Origin of the sequence: Rhodococcus shunpengi, from assembly GCF_048381395.1 — a bacterium.
GTDB lineage: Bacteria > Actinomycetota > Actinomycetes > Mycobacteriales > Mycobacteriaceae > Rhodococcus.
The window spans coordinates 391,831-408,438 of sequence record NZ_JBLWIU010000012.1 but is presented as its reverse complement, the minus strand read 5'-3'; the positions used below and the strand labels follow the sequence as shown (position 1 = coordinate 408,438).

Annotated in this window: 16 protein-coding genes; 4 read left to right on the top strand and 12 right to left on the bottom strand. The window is 68.1% G+C overall.

Features of this window, described 5'->3' with window-relative positions; all coding sequences use genetic code 11:
* Positions 1-69: 69 nt before the first annotated feature.
* Positions 70-351 carry a response regulator transcription factor gene (locus ACNJ7K_RS07130; RefSeq protein WP_159417160.1) on the top strand — a complete coding sequence of 94 codons (282 nt, stop codon included), beginning with the start codon at positions 70-72 and terminating at the stop codon, positions 349-351.
* Positions 352-570: 219 nt separating this feature from the next.
* On the opposite strand, the gene ACNJ7K_RS07125 is transcribed toward ACNJ7K_RS07130, so the two are convergent.
* The 5 genes from ACNJ7K_RS07125 to ACNJ7K_RS07105 form a co-directional block, all read right to left on the bottom strand.
* Complete coding sequence (locus ACNJ7K_RS07125) at positions 571-1,053, bottom strand: RNA polymerase subunit sigma-24 (protein ID WP_159417159.1); 483 nt, start codon at positions 1,051-1,053, stop codon at positions 571-573.
* Positions 1,054-1,080: 27 nt separating this feature from the next.
* Positions 1,081-2,673, bottom strand: coding sequence for a glycosyltransferase family 87 protein (locus ACNJ7K_RS07120; RefSeq protein ID WP_159417158.1), 1,593 nt, complete (start codon positions 2,671-2,673; stop codon positions 1,081-1,083).
* Between the two features lie 9 nt (positions 2,674-2,682).
* Positions 2,683-5,325 carry a transglycosylase domain-containing protein gene (locus tag ACNJ7K_RS07115; RefSeq protein WP_230789930.1) on the bottom strand — a complete coding sequence of 881 codons (2,643 nt, stop codon included), beginning with the start codon at positions 5,323-5,325 and terminating at the stop codon, positions 2,683-2,685.
* 553 nt (positions 5,326-5,878) lie between these two features.
* On the bottom strand, positions 5,879-6,055 hold the full coding sequence (locus ACNJ7K_RS07110) for a hypothetical protein (protein WP_159417156.1): 177 nt from the start codon (positions 6,053-6,055) through the stop codon (positions 5,879-5,881).
* Between the two features lie 15 nt (positions 6,056-6,070).
* Positions 6,071-6,493, bottom strand: a complete 423-nt coding sequence (locus ACNJ7K_RS07105) for a DUF5318 domain-containing protein (RefSeq protein WP_172414849.1) — start codon at positions 6,491-6,493, stop codon at positions 6,071-6,073.
* Positions 6,494-6,725: 232 nt separating this feature from the next.
* Here ACNJ7K_RS07105 and ACNJ7K_RS07100 point away from each other — a divergent pair, with 232 nt between their 5' ends.
* Together ACNJ7K_RS07100 and ACNJ7K_RS07095 are read left to right on the top strand one after the other, a co-directional pair.
* Positions 6,726-7,283 carry a PadR family transcriptional regulator gene (locus tag ACNJ7K_RS07100; RefSeq protein WP_016694961.1) on the top strand — a complete coding sequence of 186 codons (558 nt, stop codon included), beginning with the start codon at positions 6,726-6,728 and terminating at the stop codon, positions 7,281-7,283.
* On the top strand, positions 7,276-8,376 hold the full coding sequence (locus ACNJ7K_RS07095) for an inositol-3-phosphate synthase (RefSeq protein ID WP_120280883.1): 1,101 nt from the start codon (positions 7,276-7,278) through the stop codon (positions 8,374-8,376). Before ACNJ7K_RS07100 ends, ACNJ7K_RS07095 begins: the two co-directional genes overlap by 8 nt.
* Positions 8,377-8,464: 88 nt before the next feature.
* Here the strand turns inward: ACNJ7K_RS07095 and ACNJ7K_RS07090 are convergent, their stop codons facing one another.
* Genes ACNJ7K_RS07090 through ACNJ7K_RS07080 form a run of 3 tightly spaced genes read right to left on the bottom strand, consistent with a single transcriptional unit; the run spans position 8,465 to position 11,542 of the window.
* The gene (locus ACNJ7K_RS07090) at positions 8,465-9,223 is read right to left on the bottom strand and encodes an SDR family oxidoreductase (protein ID WP_120280884.1); all 759 of its coding nucleotides are present in this window, start codon (positions 9,221-9,223) and stop codon (positions 8,465-8,467) included.
* Positions 9,220-10,293, bottom strand: a complete 1,074-nt coding sequence (locus ACNJ7K_RS07085) for a phosphotransferase family protein (RefSeq protein WP_230789164.1) — start codon at positions 10,291-10,293, stop codon at positions 9,220-9,222. Before ACNJ7K_RS07085 ends, ACNJ7K_RS07090 begins: the two co-directional genes overlap by 4 nt.
* A gap of 16 nt (positions 10,294-10,309) precedes the next feature.
* The gene (locus ACNJ7K_RS07080) at positions 10,310-11,542 is read right to left on the bottom strand and encodes an acyl-CoA dehydrogenase family protein (RefSeq protein ID WP_230789167.1); all 1,233 of its coding nucleotides are present in this window, start codon (positions 11,540-11,542) and stop codon (positions 10,310-10,312) included.
* Positions 11,543-11,623: 81 nt separating this feature from the next.
* Between ACNJ7K_RS07080 and ACNJ7K_RS07075 the strand changes: the two genes are divergently transcribed.
* Positions 11,624-12,211 (top strand): TetR/AcrR family transcriptional regulator, encoded by a 588-nt coding sequence (locus tag ACNJ7K_RS07075; protein WP_159417153.1) that lies wholly within the window; start codon positions 11,624-11,626, stop codon positions 12,209-12,211.
* Between the two features lie 37 nt (positions 12,212-12,248).
* Here the strand turns inward: ACNJ7K_RS07075 and ACNJ7K_RS07070 are convergent, their stop codons facing one another.
* From ACNJ7K_RS07070 to ACNJ7K_RS07055, 4 genes are all read right to left on the bottom strand, one after another.
* Positions 12,249-14,378 carry a transglycosylase domain-containing protein gene (locus ACNJ7K_RS07070; RefSeq protein WP_159417152.1) on the bottom strand — a complete coding sequence of 710 codons (2,130 nt, stop codon included), beginning with the start codon at positions 14,376-14,378 and terminating at the stop codon, positions 12,249-12,251.
* A gap of 125 nt (positions 14,379-14,503) precedes the next feature.
* Positions 14,504-14,695, bottom strand: coding sequence for a hypothetical protein (locus tag ACNJ7K_RS07065; RefSeq protein ID WP_006550829.1), 192 nt, complete (start codon positions 14,693-14,695; stop codon positions 14,504-14,506).
* The gene (locus ACNJ7K_RS07060; RefSeq protein WP_033098494.1) at positions 14,692-15,513 is read right to left on the bottom strand and encodes a carbohydrate ABC transporter permease; all 822 of its coding nucleotides are present in this window, start codon (positions 15,511-15,513) and stop codon (positions 14,692-14,694) included. The genes ACNJ7K_RS07065 and ACNJ7K_RS07060 overlap by 4 nt, the downstream gene beginning before the upstream one ends.
* A gap of 83 nt (positions 15,514-15,596) precedes the next feature.
* Positions 15,597-16,608 (bottom strand): carbohydrate ABC transporter permease (locus ACNJ7K_RS07055; RefSeq protein ID WP_487041412.1); only part of this gene is annotated, 1,012 nt, incomplete at its 5' end.

Here is a 16,608-nt window from a genome sequence, read left to right as displayed (position 1 = left end):
GACGAGGATTCGAGGTGGCGCATTCGCGCCGGCTCCCCAGACTCTTCGTCAGCCGAGAGGCGGTTCGCCGTGAACGCTCAGCACCGTTCGTCCTCGTTCCACGACACGCGTGTCGGCGGCCTCGTGCGGCCTCTGCTCAGCGCCCGCGAGAAGGAAGTTCTGCTCACCTGGCTGGCAGCGGACTCGAAGACCGAAGCGGCGAGGCGGCTGTTCATCTCGGTGGGCACGCTGAACACTCATCTGCAGCGGATCCGCCTCAAGTACGCGGCAGCCGGACGAGATGCCTCGACGAAGGCGAGTCTGCTGGCACGCGCGCTCCAGGACGGTCTGACGACGCTGGACGAATGGTGACACCGCACGAAGGTGACGCCGCGCGCACGGTGACGCGCCGGCGCGCGTGAGGTCAGGGATCGTCGGAAGTGCAGGGCACGGCGAACCTCCAAGGCGCGGTCGACAGGTCCCCGACAGTCCCGTAGCAACGAAGTTGACGAATCGGATATTAGCGACAAAACGCCCGAAGATGCGGGGTTCGTCCATTTACCCGTCGATGTGGACTCCGTCCACGCAGGTTCAGGCCGCGCGCAGGGAACTCAGCGCCGCGTGCTGCTCGATACCGACCCGCCCCGGCGCCACGGCGAGAGCCACCGCGGTCTGCCGCGAGTCGAGGCCCACGATGGTGCGCAGGATGAGAATCTCCTGCTGGAGTCGGGTCAGCGGGAAGGCTCGCGGGCTCGCGAACTCGGCATCGGCCGCGTCGGCGACCAGCGTGTAGGCCAACCGCAGGAAAGGCCGGTCGGCTCCGGACGGCGCGGTGAGCTCGGCGAGAATGGCACGGCAGGCGGCCAGGGCGAGACGATCGGCGTCGGCGAAGGTACCTCCGGCGGCTTTCGCACGGGCCCGGAAGTAGGCGATCACGAGCGGATGCAGGTCGCGCAGGAGTCGTGGGATCGCGGTGGCGTCGCCGGCCGCGACCGTCCACGCCAACTCACACGTCGTGAACTGTGATGCGGTGACATCCGTCCCCGCTCCGAATCCCCGTCCGCCGCTCGCCATTCTCCCCCCTCGTGCTCGTTCCCGAGCCTAGGGGGCCGACGAAGTCTCCGACATCCATCGTTCGGATGATTCTTCTCTCGTGACCCGATGGTGAGCAGGTCGCAACCTGGCGGGCAGCCATCGCGGCGGACGGTCGGGAGCCTGATCGAGCACACCACCGACGGGATCGTCGACGAAGCCGTACCGCACGGGATCCCGCACCGGACGCCGGATCTGCCACAGCACGACCGCGCACAGTGCCACGACGGCGACATCGCGCAGGAAGACCGTGGCGGTGAACCACTGCTCCGGCAGCCCCTTCCGATCGGGACCGAGGTAGTAGTACATGCGCGGAACCCACACCAGCGCATCGATCGTCATCCAGGCGACCAGCGCGCGCCGGTGGGGCACGGCCAGCACGGCGAGCGGCACGAGCCACAGCGAATACTGCGGACTCCACACCTTGTTCGTGAGCAGGAAGGCCGCGACGAGGAGGAAACACAGCTGCGCGAGGCGGGGGCGGCGCGGCGCGGTGAGCCCGATCCACCCGATCGCGGCGCAGGCCGCGGCGAACAACACGAGCGAGACCCCGTTGAAGGTCGAGGCCGACCAGGCCGGCCAGCCCACGAACGAGTGCAGCACGTTGTAGATCGAATCCGGATCCGCTCCGCGATCGGAGTTGAGCCGGAAGAACTCCGCCCATCCGCGCGGGTACAGCACCATGATCGGCAGATTCACGACCAGCCATGCCGCGGCGGCCGCTCCCGCGGTGCGGGCGAACGACCGCAGGTGGCCGGTCCGCAGGCACAGCACCAGCAGCGGACCGAGCAACAGCAAGGGATACAACTTCGTCGCGGCACCGAGGCCGAGCAGGACACCGGCGAGAACCGGTCGACGACGTGCCCACGCCAGCAGGCCACCGGCGGCGAAGGCCGTGGCCAGGGCATCGAAGTTCGTGAAGGCGTGCACCACGACCAGCGGTGACGCCGCGACGAGTGCAGCGTCCCAGATCCTGCGACCCGCCGACATCGCGGTGGCCCATACCGTGACGAGCCAGGCGAGCGCGAGACCGAGTGCGACGACGGCGAAATAGATCGCGACCTGCAGCGCATCGGGGAGCCACGGTGTGGCGTCCCACGCCTTCGCGATGCGCATCGAGCCGTACTGGTAGAGCCCCGCGAGCACCGGATACTCCATGTACCGGGTCTGCATCTGCCCGTCGGGGCCGGGTTCCTCCCACGACGTCCGGTACGGGAAGGCGCCCTCGGCGAGCCGTTCGGCACCGTAGAGCGGAACGATGTCGGAATAACACATCGCCACGTACTGCCGGTTGCCGCTCCAGTCCAGGCCGAGCGCGCCATCGGGACCGACGGGTCCCTGCTGGACACAGGCCGCCTTCGTGAACCAGCCGAAGGCGAGGAAGACGACCGCGAGCAGCAACATCGCCCGCAGGGGAGTGAAGAAGCGGGTGCGCCCGAGCACGGCGTGCCGGCCCACCGGACCGCCGATGACGGCGGTCAGGCGCGACACCGTCGGGTCGGTACGCCCGGGGGTGTCGCGCCAGTCCAGGGAACGACGATCCTCGGCCGGTGGTGCAGCGGACACCACCGGCCGGGCGTCGGATCCCCGGTCGTCGCTCACGCGGCGAGGCTACCCGGCCGGAGCGTATTCGAACGCGTCCTGGGGGCTACCGCCCTGCGCGCCCTGGAATCCGCCTCCCTGCGCGCCCGGGATCGCGGGGCTCTCGAGTCCCGGGATGCGGTTCTGCGGAGGCGATCCACCCTCGTCGGAGTCGTCGCCGGTACCACCGCCGCCGGTTCCGCCGCCGGTGTCCTCGCTCTCCTCCTGCTGACCGCCGGTGCCGGGACGGGAGGGCGCGTTCTGGGTGGTCGTCTGCGGGGCGACACCCGGAACGGGAATCGTGACGCCGGGGAAGATCTCCACGTTCTGCGTGGTGATCTCCGGAACCTCCGGAAGGCTCGGCACGACACGCGAGGTGGTGGTCTGCTCACGGGTGGCCGGAGCCGTCGTCGACGCGGTCCACGCCGGCACGCCGGAGACACCGGCGATCGGTTCCGGCTTCGGGAACGACTCGACCTCGGTGCCCTCGAGAGCGCCGTCCATCGTGTCCTTCCAGATGTCCGACGGGATACCCGAGCCGTAGATCATGCCGCCCCAGCTGTTCTCGAGGGGCAGGCCCTCCTCGGTGCCGACCCACACAGCGGTCGACAGCGACGGGGTGTAACCGACCATCCACGCGTCCTTGTTGGAGCCGGTGTCGCCGAGCTGAGCGGTACCGGTCTTCGACGCGGACGGACGGCCACCGGCCAGGGCGTGGCCGTTCGAGTACGCGGCGATCGGGGTCATCGCGGAAGTGGTGTTGTCGGCCACCGCCGCGTCGACGACCTGCTCACCGGCAGGGGTGCCACGGTCGAGGAGCACCTCGCCGTCGGACGTCACGACCTTCTGCACGAAATACGGCTCGTGATAACGGCCGGACGCCGCGAGCGTGGCGTACGCCGACGCCATGTCGAGCACGCGCGACTGGTACTGGCCCAGCACGATGCCGTAGTTGGGGCCGATGCCGCCCGGCTCGGTGAGCGTCTCACCGATGCCCGGCAGCTCCTTCGCGACACCCAGCTTGTGCGCCATGTCGGCGATGGCCTGCGGGCCGTTGTCCATCTCGAGCATCATCCGGTAGAAGCTCGTGTTCAACGACCGCTTGAGCGCTTCTGCGATGGTGCACTGCCCGCACGACTCACCCTCGACGTTACCGATCTTGATGCCGTTGACCGTCAGCGGACCGCTGTCGTAGGTCTGCGACAACGGCACGCCCTGGTCGAGGTTGGCGGCCAGGCCGAACACCTTGAACGACGAACCCGTCTGCAAACCGGACTGGGCGAAGTCGTAACCGACACCGCTCTCACCGCCGTAGTAGGCGCGGATCGCCCCGGACCGGGGATCGACCGACACCACCGCGGTACGCAACTCCTCGGGTTCGCCCTCGAGATTGCTCTGCGCCGCCTCGACCGCCGACTGCTGGGCCTGGGGGTCGATCGTCGTGGTGATCTGGAGACCGGCTGTGTTGAGAAGGTTCTCGTCGATGCCCTCGCGGGACAGCTCGGCGAGCACCTGGTTCTTGATCAGACCTTCGGGGCCGGACGACTGGTCGCCGTTGTCGAGCTCAGCAATCGGCACGTAGGCCGGGTACTTCATACCCGACCGTTCGGCGGCATCGAGCGTGCCCGCGGAGACCATGCCGTCGAGCACGTAGTTCCAGCGCGCCTCCGCACCCTCGGGGTTCTGCTCGGGATCGAGCAGCGACGGCAACTGGATCGACGACGCGAGCACGGCGCCCTCCTCGACGGTGAGCTCACCGACGGGCTTGCCGAAATACGCGTTCGACGCCGCGGCGATGCCGTAGGCACCACGACCGAAGTAGATGGTGTTGAGGTAGGCCGCGAGGATGTCGTCCTTGGCCCACTGGTTCGCCATCTTCGTCGACAGCACCAGCTCCTTGAGCTTTCGCGTCAACGTCCGCTCGGAACCGACGACGGCGACCTTCACGTACTGCTGGGTGATGGTCGAACCACCACCGGCGCTGTCGCGGCCGAGCACGTTGTCGCGGGCGGCACGCGCGAAGCCGGTGACCGAGAAGCCGGGATTGCTGTAGAAGTCGCGGTCCTCGGCGGCGAGCACGGCATTGCGGACGTGCACGGGGATCGCGTCGAGTTCGACCTCGGTGCGGTTGCCCTCCGGCGGGATCACCTTCGTGATGACACCCTGGCCGTCGGAGTTGAAGATGGTCGCGGCCTGGTTCGTCTGCAGCTCACCGGGGCGCGGCACGTCCTGGACGATGTACGCCAGCATGAACATGAGGATCGGGACGAGGATGCCGGCGGCGACCACGCCGTAACCGATCCGGCGGATCGTGCGCCAGCGGTTGTTCTTGCCGTCGCCCTTTCCACCCCCGGCGCCGCCACCCGAACCGCCACCGGGCGGAACGGTGGGAGGTCCGCCTGCGGGCGGGCCGCCGGCGACGCGTGTCGTGGGTGCATCGTTCGCAGCACTCGCACCTACTGCAGCACCCGCTGCAGCGCTCGCACCCATCGCAGCGGAGACCCGCTGCGTCGGCGCGTCCGCTCCGGGACGCTGTGCACCTGGCGCGTCCGCTCCGGGACGCTGCGCAGCCGCGTCCGCTCCGGGACGCATGGCGACGGTCGGATCGGCCTGCGGCGTGCGCTGGACGGGAGGCACCGCGCCGGGCGGCAACGTGCCGGGACGCGGCGGCATCGGCTGGTTGGGATTGCGCGGCTGGTTCGCGCCCGGGGCGGGCACCGGTCCGCGCGGCGGGTACGGCTGTCCCGGCCGGCCCTGCTGGGGGGCCGGTCCCTGCCCCTGACCGGGAGCCGGGGGACGTTGTCCCTGGACGGGACCCTGAGGGCGCTGCCCCTGGCCGGGGGCTTGAGGACGTTGCCCCTGCCCGGGGGCTTGAGGATGCTGCCCCTGACCGGGAGCCTGGGGCGGGTACGGCGGCCGGCCGCCGGGGCGCGGCGGTTGCTGACCTGCGGGACCACCGGGCTGTCCGCCCGGTCGGCCCGGCTGTCCCTGAACACCCGGCTGACCCTGTGCTCCCGGCTGACCCTGCGGGCGCGGTTGCGGCGGCAACGGACGACCCTGCACCGGTCCCTGGACAGGGCGCTGCTGTCCCGGACCGGGCTGTCCCTGACCGGCACCGGCAGGAGGACCGGGACGTTGCTGCCCGGGCTGCGGTCCTGCGGGACCGCTGCGCTGGGGCGGGACGGCCTTGTTGTCCTCGGGTTCGTTGTCGGGGGAACTCACGTACTCATCTCCAACTGTTCTCGCGACGCATCACGCCGCGGCCTCGACACTGCTCCACGAAGAGCCGATCGGCGATGCCGGCGGACGGCAGCCGATCGACGATGTGCGCAGCGGACGACGCGACGATCAGGTCGTGCGGGTCGGACCCAGGAGCGAACTCCACGAGAAAGCGTACGGGCACGTTGCCGGTACCCCTTCACTCGCTGGCGGTACGACGGCTCGATCCCGTCGACCGGCGACGCGGGCTCTTGGGGGCGGGTTGCGATCCCAGGACGTACGACTGCACCAGGTGATTCCAGCTGCAGGTACGGCACACCTCGACCACGTGAACCGAGAATTCCTCCTGGCTGGCGGCCAGACGCACCAACTCTTCGGGGGTGCGCGCCGACCCGGACACCGGACCGAGTTTGTCGCCGAAGACCCACGAGACGAGGGTCAACTGCTCCTTACGGCAGATGGGGCACATCACATCGCTGCCCCGTCCGTGAAACTTCGCCGCCCGCAGCAGATAGGGGCTCGCGTCGCAGACCTCGCTGACTCCGCGTCGCCCCGAGTAGACCTCGGCGAGCAGCGAGCGCCGCTGCAACGCGTAGTCCACCACCTGCCGCTGAATTCGCACGGCTTCCAGAGTACGTGCGGGCGATGCGGCGATGGGCGAGGAGTGGCCCACCGGACATCGAAGACGGGTGGTCGTGGCGGCACCGATGCATTTCCGATCGGGTCCGGAGACGGGTGCCTGCCCGCAACCGGACGTGACACGAACCGTGTGGGGCGTATCGTCGTATATATCGGCGCGATATAGTTCCGTGTCGTATCAATCGGTTGGTTCGAACGGAAACAGGAGGTGACCCGTGCTGGAACTGGCGATACTCGGGCTCCTCCTCGAATCGCCCATGCACGGCTACGAGCTGCGCAAGCGTCTGACCGGGCTTCTCGGAGCCTTCCGCGCCTTCTCCTACGGGTCGCTCTATCCGACTCTGCGGAGAATGCAGGCGGACGGCCTCATCGAAGAGGATCCGGGAACTCCCGGTCCCGTGAAACGACGTGCCCGCCGCGTCTACCAGCTCACCCCGAAGGGTCGAGAACGCTTCACCGAGCTGGTCGCCGACACGGGACCGCAGAACTACACCGATGACGGATTCGGCGTGCACCTCGCCTTCTTCGGTCGCACTCCCGCCGAAGCGCGGATGCGAATTCTCGAAGGCAGGCGCCGCCAGGTCGAGGAGCGCAGAGAAGCGCTCCGCGATGCGATCGGACGGGCCAGCGGCACACTCGATCGTTACACCCGTCAGCTCCATCAGCTCGGCCTTGAGTCCAGCGAGCGCGAAGTGCGCTGGCTCAACGAACTCATCGCCGCCGAGCAGTCGTCAGCAGCACGCAACAAAGAAGGAGAACCCGACCATGGGTGAGAACAGCACCGCGGTGCGCGTGGCCATTGTGGGCGTGGGGAACTGTGCCTCTTCCCTGGTCCAGGGCGTCGAGTACTACAAGGATGCGGACGCCGAGACCACCGTCCCCGGCCTGATGCACGTCGAATTCGGTCCCTACCACGTGCGCGACGTCCAGTTCGTCGCCGCGTTCGACGTGGATGCCAAGAAGGTCGGCTTCGACCTGTCCGAGGCGATCCTCGCGAGCGAGAACAACACCATCAAGATCGCCGACGTGCCGCCGCTCGGCGTGCCCGTGCAGCGCGGCCACACGCTCGACGGCATCGGCAAGTACTACTCCGAGACCATCGAGCTGTCCGACGCCGAGCCCGTCGACGTGGTTCAGGCGCTCGAGGATGCCCAGGTCGACGTTCTCGTCTCCTACCTCCCCGTGGGTTCCGAAGAGGCCGACAAGTTCTACGCGCAGTGCGCCATCGACGCGGGCGTCGCCTTCGTCAACGCTCTCCCCGTGTTCATCGCCTCCGACCCCGAGTGGGCGCAGAAGTTCACCGACGCCGGTGTCCCGATCGTCGGCGACGACATCAAGTCGCAGGTCGGCGCCACCATCACCCACCGCGTGATGGCGAAGCTGTTCGAGGACCGCGGTGTCGTGCTCGACCGCACGTACCAGCTCAACGTCGGCGGCAACATGGACTTCAAGAACATGCTCGAGCGCGAGCGTCTGGAGTCGAAGAAGGTCTCCAAGACCCAGGCCGTCACGTCGAACCTGAACGGCCCCCTCGCCGGCAAGGTCCACGACCGCGACGTGCACATCGGCCCCTCCGACTACGTGCAGTGGCTCGACGACCGCAAGTGGGCGTACGTCCGCCTCGAGGGTCGCGCCTTCGGTGACGCCCCGCTGAACCTCGAGTACAAGCTCGAGGTGTGGGACTCCCCGAACTCGGCCGGCATCATCATCGACGCCATCCGCGCGGCGAAGATCGCCAAGGACCGCGGCATCGGCGGCCCGATCCTCCCGGCTTCGGCATACCTGATGAAGTCCCCGCCGGTCCAGATGGCCGACGATTCCGCCCGCGCCCAGCTCGAGGCGTTCATCATCGGAGCCGACGCGTAAGTCGTTCTCCGGCAGGATTTCCGACAAAGGCCGCATCCCTCACGTGGGATGCGGCCTTCGTCGTTGCTGTTGCGGGTGACGGACCGGCCTATGCCATCTTCCGGATCACAGACAGCGGCAGCACCTTCATCGCGTAGCCGAGCGGAATCCACGGCCAGCCCGGCACGTACGCCTTGGCGGGTTCCTTCTCGATCGCAGCCGCCAGTGCACGACAACCTGTTTCGGTGTCGACGATGAACGGGACCTTCTTCACCTTCTCGTTGATCTCCGACCGGATGTATCCGGGGAAGATCGTGCTCACCGAGATGTCGGTGTCCGCCAGGTCGGCCCGCATCCCCTCACCGAGCGAGGCGACGGCGGCCTTCGACGCGGCGTAGGTCGTCAGGTTGCGCGGCATGCCCCGCACCGCGCTCATGGACGAGATGAGGACGACGTGCCCGCGCCCACGGGGTCGCATGAGCTCGAGGGCCGCTTCGCTCTGCGCCAGCGCACCGAGGAAGTTGGTGTTCGCGGTCTGGGCGTTCGCGCGGAAGTATCCGGTACCGAGGGGTTGTCCCTTGCCGAGGCCGGCGTTGACGATCACCCGGTCGAGACCGCCGAGCTCCTCGTCGAACTCGCGGAAGACGGTGAACACGTCGTCGTGCCGGTTCACGTCGAGGGCGCGCACGCTCACGGTGATGCCCGGATGCGCGGCGAGCAATTCGTCCCGCAGCTCCTCGAGCCGTTCGACGCGACGGGCAGCGAGCGCGAGATTCCTTCCTCGCGCGGCGAATTCACGCGCCATACCGGCACCGAGCCCGGAACTCGCACCGGTGATGAGGATGTTCCGTCGCTGCGGGCGGCTCATCGGTTCTCCTTCTCGTATCGATCGATCAATGCACTGCAACGGGATTCGAGGTAGCCGACCACGACCCAGAAGTCCTTGAAGGCCGGGTTGGTGGTGTGGCCGTGGTGGTAGCGGTAGTAGATCTGCTGGGCGATCACGGCGAGGCGGAACAGTCCGAACACCTCGTAGAATCCCCAGCCGTCCACCGGCAGTCCGGTCCGCTCGGAATAGTATTCGACGATCTCCCGCCGGGTGAGCATGCCGGGGAGATCGGACGGCTGCCGCTTCGTCAGCAGCAGCATGTCGTCGTCGTCCGCCTGGACCCAGTAGGCGAGCGACGAGCCGAGGTCCATCAGGGGGTCGCCGATGGTGGCCAGCTCCCAGTCGAGCACCGCGACCGGCTTCAGCGGATCGTTCTCGTCGAGGACGATGTTGTCGAGCCGGAAGTCGCCGTGGATCACGATCTGCGCGACGTCCTGCGGCTGCCGCGCCGCCAGCCACTCGGTGACGCGGGCGAAGTCGGGGACGTTGTCGGTGCGGGCCTTGGCGTAGCGCGACGTCCAGCCCGCGACCTGCCGTGCGACGTAACCGGATCCGCGCCCCAGTTCGGACAGTCCCGCGGACTCCGGATCGATGCCGTGCAGTTCGACGAGCAGGTCGACGATGCGCAGGCACAGGGTGCGGGTGTTCGTTTCGGAGAGGTCGAGTTGCGTGGGCGGATTCGTGCGCAGGATGGTGCCGGGAACGCGGTTCATGACGTAGAAGTCGCTGCCGAGCACGCTGTGATCGGTGCACAGGCCGACCATGGTGGGCACGTAGGGGTAGACCGGTGCGAGCATCGACTGGATGCGGTACTCACGTGCCATGTCGTGGCCCGACGACGGCTTCGCCCCGGCCGGCGGACGGCGCAGCACGAGATCGCGATCCGGATAGCGCAGCAGGTAGGTGAGATTGGATGCGCCGCCGGAGAACTGGCGCACATCCGGCACTCCGGTGATGCCGGCGTTCTCGGCGAGCCAGGCCGCGACCGCGTCGACGTCGAAGGCGTCCTCCTCACGAACGGTGCGGGCGTTGTCGGGAAGTGTGGTCATCGTCGGACACTCCCTCTCACGCGTACTTGCCGAGTTCGAACCGGGCGACGAGCCCCTGGTGCACCTCGTCGGGTCCGTCGGCGAGACGCAGTGCTCGCGCGGCCGTCCACGCACCGGCGAGGGGGAAGTCGTCGGAAAGCCCGCCACCACCGTGGATCTGGATGGCGAAGTCGACGATCTGCTGGGTGACGCGCGGTGCGACGACCTTGATCTCCGAGACCGCCGAGCGCGCTCCGGCGAGTCCCTGCGTGTCGAGCAGCCAGGCCGCGTGCAGGACGAGCAGCCGCAGTTGGTTGATCGCGATGCGGGCGTCGGCGATGCGTTCACGGTTGCCGCCGAGGTTGATGATCGGCTTGCCGAAGGCGGTGCGCTCGAGACCGCGGCGACACGCGAGTTCGAGGGTGTGCTCGGCCAGCCCGACGAGGCGCATGCAGTGGTGGATGCGGCCGGGACCGAGCCGACCCTGGGCGATCTCGAATCCTCGTCCGGGACCGGCGATGACGGCATCGAGCGGCAGTCGCGCGTCGGTGAAGGATACCTCGCCGTGGCCACTGGGCTCGTCGAAGAAGCCCATCGTCGGGAGCATGCGCTCGACCTTCACACCGGGGGTGTCGAAGGGCACGAGGACCATCGAATGTCGCTGGTACTTGTGGGCTTCCGGGTCGGTCAGGCCCATGAAGATGAGCACCTTGCAGTCGGGATGGCCGACGCCGGTGCTCCACCACTTGCGGCCGTTGAGCACGATCTCGTCGCCCTCGACCACGGCGGTCGCGGCCATGTTCGTCGCGTCCGACGACGCGACCTCGGGTTCGGTCATGCAGAAGGCCGAACGGATCTCACCGTCGAGGAGCGGGCGCAGCCACTGTTCCTTCTGCGCCTCGCTGCCGTAGTGGTAGAGGACCTCCATGTTGCCGGTGTCGGGGGCGTCGCAGTTGAACACTGCGGAGGCGAACTGCGAGCGGCCCATCTCCTCGGCGAGCGGGGCGTATTCGACGTTCGACAGTCCGGCACCGAGTTCGGCGTCGGGCAGGAAGAGGTTCCACAGCCCCTCGGCACGGGCCTTGCGCTGCAGCTCGCGGAATTCGGGGGAGACGGCCCACCTCTCGGCAGCGTCGATGTCGCGTCGTCCCTCGCCCGCGGTGCGTCGCTCGGCCCGCAGTCGCTGTTCGACGGGCGTGACCTCGGCGGCGATGAACGCTCGGAGGCGTTCGAGATAGTCGCGACTGCGCTCGGACTGTGCGAAATCCATCGGGTGCCTTCCGTCGAGTTCGACCGGGAATCTGCCCGGTCGGGCGGTCGTAACTGAGCGATGCTCAGTTAGACTATCGGCGTGAGCACCCCGCGACAAGAGGCGTCCAAGGGACGGCGTCGTCTGCCGCCCGAGGAACGTCGACGGCAACTCGTGGCGATCGGGCTGCAGGAGCTGTCGACGCGCCCGATCCACGCCCTGTCGATCGACCGCGTCGCCGAGATCGCCGGCATCTCCCGCGGTCTGCTGTTCCGCTACTTCCCCACGAAGCAGGACTTCTACGTCGCCGTCGTCGGCGCCGCGTCACGCCGGTTGCTCCGCGCGGCGGACCCCGATCCGGACGAGCAGGATCCCCTCCGGGCGGTGCTGCACCCGTTCGTGTCGTTCATCGATCGTCACGGCGACAACTATCAGGCGTTCTTCCACAGCGGCGTCGGTTCGGACCCCCAGATCCGCGACATCCACGACTCGATGCGCGACACCATGGTCGAGCGGGTCGTCGCGGCGCTGGGCTGCGACGACACCCCCGTCACCCGTATGCGGCTGCGGGGGTGGTGGGCGCTCGTGGAGTCGCTGGCGATCGACCGGTTCCGCGAAGGCACACCGAGCGTCGACGAGGTCGTCGATTATTCGGCCGCGCTGCTGCCGACGGTGCTGGCCGGGCCGTAGACCCGAACCGCCTCGACAACGAAGGGGAGGTACGGATCTACAAGCCGGGGATCTGGATCGTCACGCCGGGGAACACCTCGATCTGCGAGGGCACCGGGACGGGCAGATCGACCGGCGGCGCGGGAATCGTGATCGGCGGCAGGTTCGACAGGTCGGGCAGCTGGAAGGTCGGCGCCGGGGGAGCGGTGGTGGTCTCGATACCGGCGTCCTTCGGGACACCTGCCTGACCACCGATCGGCGCCGGCCACGGGAAGCTCTCGACGGGCGTGCCCTCGAGCGCGCCGTCCATCGTTCCCTTCCAGATGTCCGACGGCAGTCCGGAACCGTAGATCGACCCGCCCCAGCTGTTGGTGATCGCCCCGGCATCGGGAGTGCCCATCCACACGGCCGTCGACAGCGACGGCGTGTACCCGACCATCCAGGCGTCCTTGTTCAACCCGGTGTCGCCGAGCTGCGTGGTGCCGGTCTTCGACGCCGACGGCCGCCCACCGGCGAGCGCGTGCCCGCGCGAATAGGCGGCGATCGGCATCATGGCCTGGGTCGCGTTGTCGGCGACCGCGGCGTCGAAGCGCTGCTCGCCGGGTGACGGCGGACGATCGAGGAGCACGACACCGTCGGCCGTGACGACCTTCTGCACGAAGTACGGCTCGTGGAAGACACCGGACGCGGCGATCGTCGCGTAGGCGGAGGCCATGTCGATGACCCGTGCCTGGTACTGGCCGAGGACGATCCCACCCTCCGGCGGACCACCGTTCTCGCTCAGCGTCTGCCCCTCGACCCCGGGGATCGTTAGCGGGATCCCCGCTGCGTGCGCGGCGTCGGCGATCTTCTGCGGGCCGTTCGACATGGACATCATGAGCCGGTAGAAGCTCGTGTTCAGCGACCGCTTGAGCGCCTCGGCGATCGTGCAGCGTCCGCACGACTCGCCCTCGACGTTGCCGATGCGGATGTTGCCCACCGTGAGCGGGGAGCTGTCGAAGCGCGCATTGAGGCCGATCCCGTCGTCGAGCGCGGCGAGCAGGCCGAACACCTTGAACGCCGAACCGGTCTGGACAGGGGCCTGCGCGAAGTCGAATCCGGCGCCGTCCTCACCGCCGTAGTAGGCGCGCACGGCACCGGAGCGAGGGTCGACCGAGACCACCGCGGTGCGCAGTTCTCCGGGTTCGCCGGACAGCGTGGACCGGGCCGCGTCGATCGCCGCCTGCTGGGCCTTCAGGTCGATGGTGGTGGTGATGCGCAGACCTTCGGTGTTGAGGGCCTGTTCGCTGATCCCCGCCGCGGACAGCTCGCGCAACACCTGGGTACGGATGTGGCCTTCCGGTCCGGTCGCCTCGGTGGCCAGCACGAGGGTGTCCGACGGCACCGTCGGAGGGAACACCTGGTCCGACCGCTCGGCCGGGTCGAGGACCTTCATCTCGACCATGCCGTCGAGCACGTAATTCCAGCGTTCCTCGATGGCCGGCAGGTTGTACTCGGGGTCGAGCGACGACGGCGTCCGGATCACCCCGGCCAGGACGGCGCCCTCGGAGACCGACAGCTCCTCGACGGGCTTGCCGAAGTAGGCCTGGGACGCCGCGCCGATGCCGTAGGCGCCGCGACCGAAGTAGATGGTGTTGAGATACGCCTCGAGAATCTCGTCCTTCGACCACTGCCGCGCCATCTTGGTGGAGATGACGAGCTCGCGCATCTTGCGTTCGAGCGTGCGATCGGAACCGACAAGCACGTTCTTGACGTACTGCTGGGTGATCGTGGAACCACCGCCGGCGGTGTCCTTGCCCATGACGTTGTCGCGGGCCGCGCGCGCGAAACCGGTGATCGAGAAACCCGGGTTGCTGTAGAAGTTGCGGTCCTCCGCCGACAGCACGGCGTTGCGGACGTGCTCGGGGATCTGCGCGATCCCGACCTCGACACGGTTGCCCTCCGGCGGGACCACCCGGGTGATCTCGGTGGCGTCGTCGGACGCGTAGACGCGCGCGAGCTGGTTCGTCTTCATGTCCGCCGGGGTCGGCACGTCCGCCGAGTAGTAGGCGGTGGCGAAGATCCCGAGCGGGACGAGCACGGCGAGAACGAACGCGACGAGTACGGCGTAGCGAACGATGCGTCCCCTGCGCTTCTTCGCTGCGGCCGCGGCGGCGCGCGAGGATGTCGACCTTTTGGGGCTCGTCACTCGTTCCACTTTCTCGGTACCGGAAATCCGGACGGGAGGGTCTCCCGCCCACCGTATGGTACGGAAACGACCACGGGACGCGTCCGGAACACCGGTACGGTGCTCCTTCTCACGTCACGGGAGGGTCAGCCGGATCGGCGCCACGCGCGGAACGCGAACCCCCACATCACGACGAATGCGAGCAGCACGAGGGACGGCACGATGCCGGGTTGCGGCGACGTCAGCTCGGCGACCGCGGAGATCACCGCCATCACCGTGAACACCGTGAGCAGGCCGAGCAGCATCTCGAGTCGGTTCCGGCGTGGAACCTTCCTCACGACTTGACGCCGCCCGCGGTCAGACCCGAGATGATGCGGCGCTGGAAGAGCAGCACCATCACCACGAGCGGCACCATGACGAGCGTGCCGCCGGCCATGATCGACGCGTACGGGGTGACATACGGGTCGGTGCCGGTGAACCGTGCCATCGCGACCGTCACCGGGGCCGTGCTCTCGCTCGACAGCTGCGACATCAGCAGGTACTCGTTGACGGTCGCGATGAAGGCGAGGATCGCCGTGGTGAACAGCGCGGGTGCCGCGAGCGGCAGCATGACCAGGCGGAACGCCTGCCCGCGCGTCGCGCCGTCCATGCGGGCGGCCTCCTCGAGTTCCCACGGCAGTTCGGAGAAGAACGAGGTGAGCGTGTAGACCGTCAGCGGCAGCACGAACGAGATGTTCGGGATGATCAGCGCCTGGTACTTGCCGATCCAGCCGATGTCGGTGAACAGCTGGAACAGCGGCGTCACGAGCGCGACGACCGGGAACATCGACGCGCCGAGGATGATGCCGGTGACGAAGTACTTGCCGCGGAACTCGAAGCGCGACAGCGCGTAGGCGGTGAACACGCCGAGCAGCAGCGCGACCGCCGTGGTGGCGCCGGCGATGATGACGCTGTTGAGCAGCGCCCGCGAGAAGTTGACCTTGGCGTCGGGGTCGAGCGCGTCGGCGAAGTTCTGCAGTGTCGGGTTCGACGGCCACAGGGTCGTGCTGAACGTCTCCGACGGGTCGCGCAGGGCCGTGACGATCATCCAGTAGCAGGGGGCCAGGCCCCACACGACGATCAGCGCGACACCCAGATAGGTGCCGACGGTGCTCATCCTGCGCTTGAACGGCACCTTGCGGGTCTGCACCGGCGTGGGCTCCGGCTCCGGCCGACTCCGGGGAATCTCGGTGGTGACGGTCATACGACCTCCCCCTTACGCTGCTTCTCCTGCGTACTCACCGCGTTGGCGCCGAGGAACCGCACCAGCACGAAGGCGACGGCGAAGATGAGCAGGAAGGTGATCGTCGACAGGGCGGACGCGGAGTTCGAACCCTGCCGCATCTGGTCGACGACGAGCACCGAGATCGTGGACGTCGCGGGATTGGACCCCATCATGATCGCGGGCAGGTCGTACATGCGCAGCGCGTCCATGGTGCGGAACAGGATCGCCACCATGAGAGCGGGCTTCACCAGCGGCAGCGTGATCATCTTGAACCGCTGCCAGGCGTTCGCGCCGTCGACCTTCGCGGCCTCGTAGACGTCCTGCGGGATCATCTGCAGGCCGGCGAGGATGAGCAGCGCCATGAACGGCGCCGTCTTCCACACGTCGGCGACGATGATCGCGAAGCGCGCGGGCCACGGGTCCGCGGTCCACAGATAGTCGGTGCCGAGCAGTTTGTTGGCGGCACCGTCGTTGGCGAAGATGAAGAACCACAGCTTGGCGGTGACGGCGGTGGGGATCGCCCACGGCACGAGCACGGAGGCGCGCAGCAGGCCGCGACCCCGGAACGACTTGGCCATCACGACCGCCATCGCGAAACCGATCACCGTCTCGAGCGAGACCGTGACGACGGTGAAGAAGAAGGTGTTGAAGATCGACTGCCAGAACTGGGAGCCGAGGGTGCCAGGAGGGCACGGGATCGAACCGGTGGCGGTGTTGCAGGTCTGGGTGATCCAGCGCGTGTAGTTCTCGATCCCTACGAAACCGCCGGTGACGAACCGGCCCGTCTCGGGGTCGAGTCGCTTCGAGTCACCGTGCAGCGACATCCACACCGCTCGTCCGAGCGGGTACAGGATGATCACGGCCAGGACGAGCATCGACGGGGCGACGAACATCCATACCGGGACCTTGCGCCGCGTCTTCACCGCCGTGACGGGAGGTGCGGGCACGCGGTGACGTCCGCCGACACGTCCGCGGTCGGGACCGGGC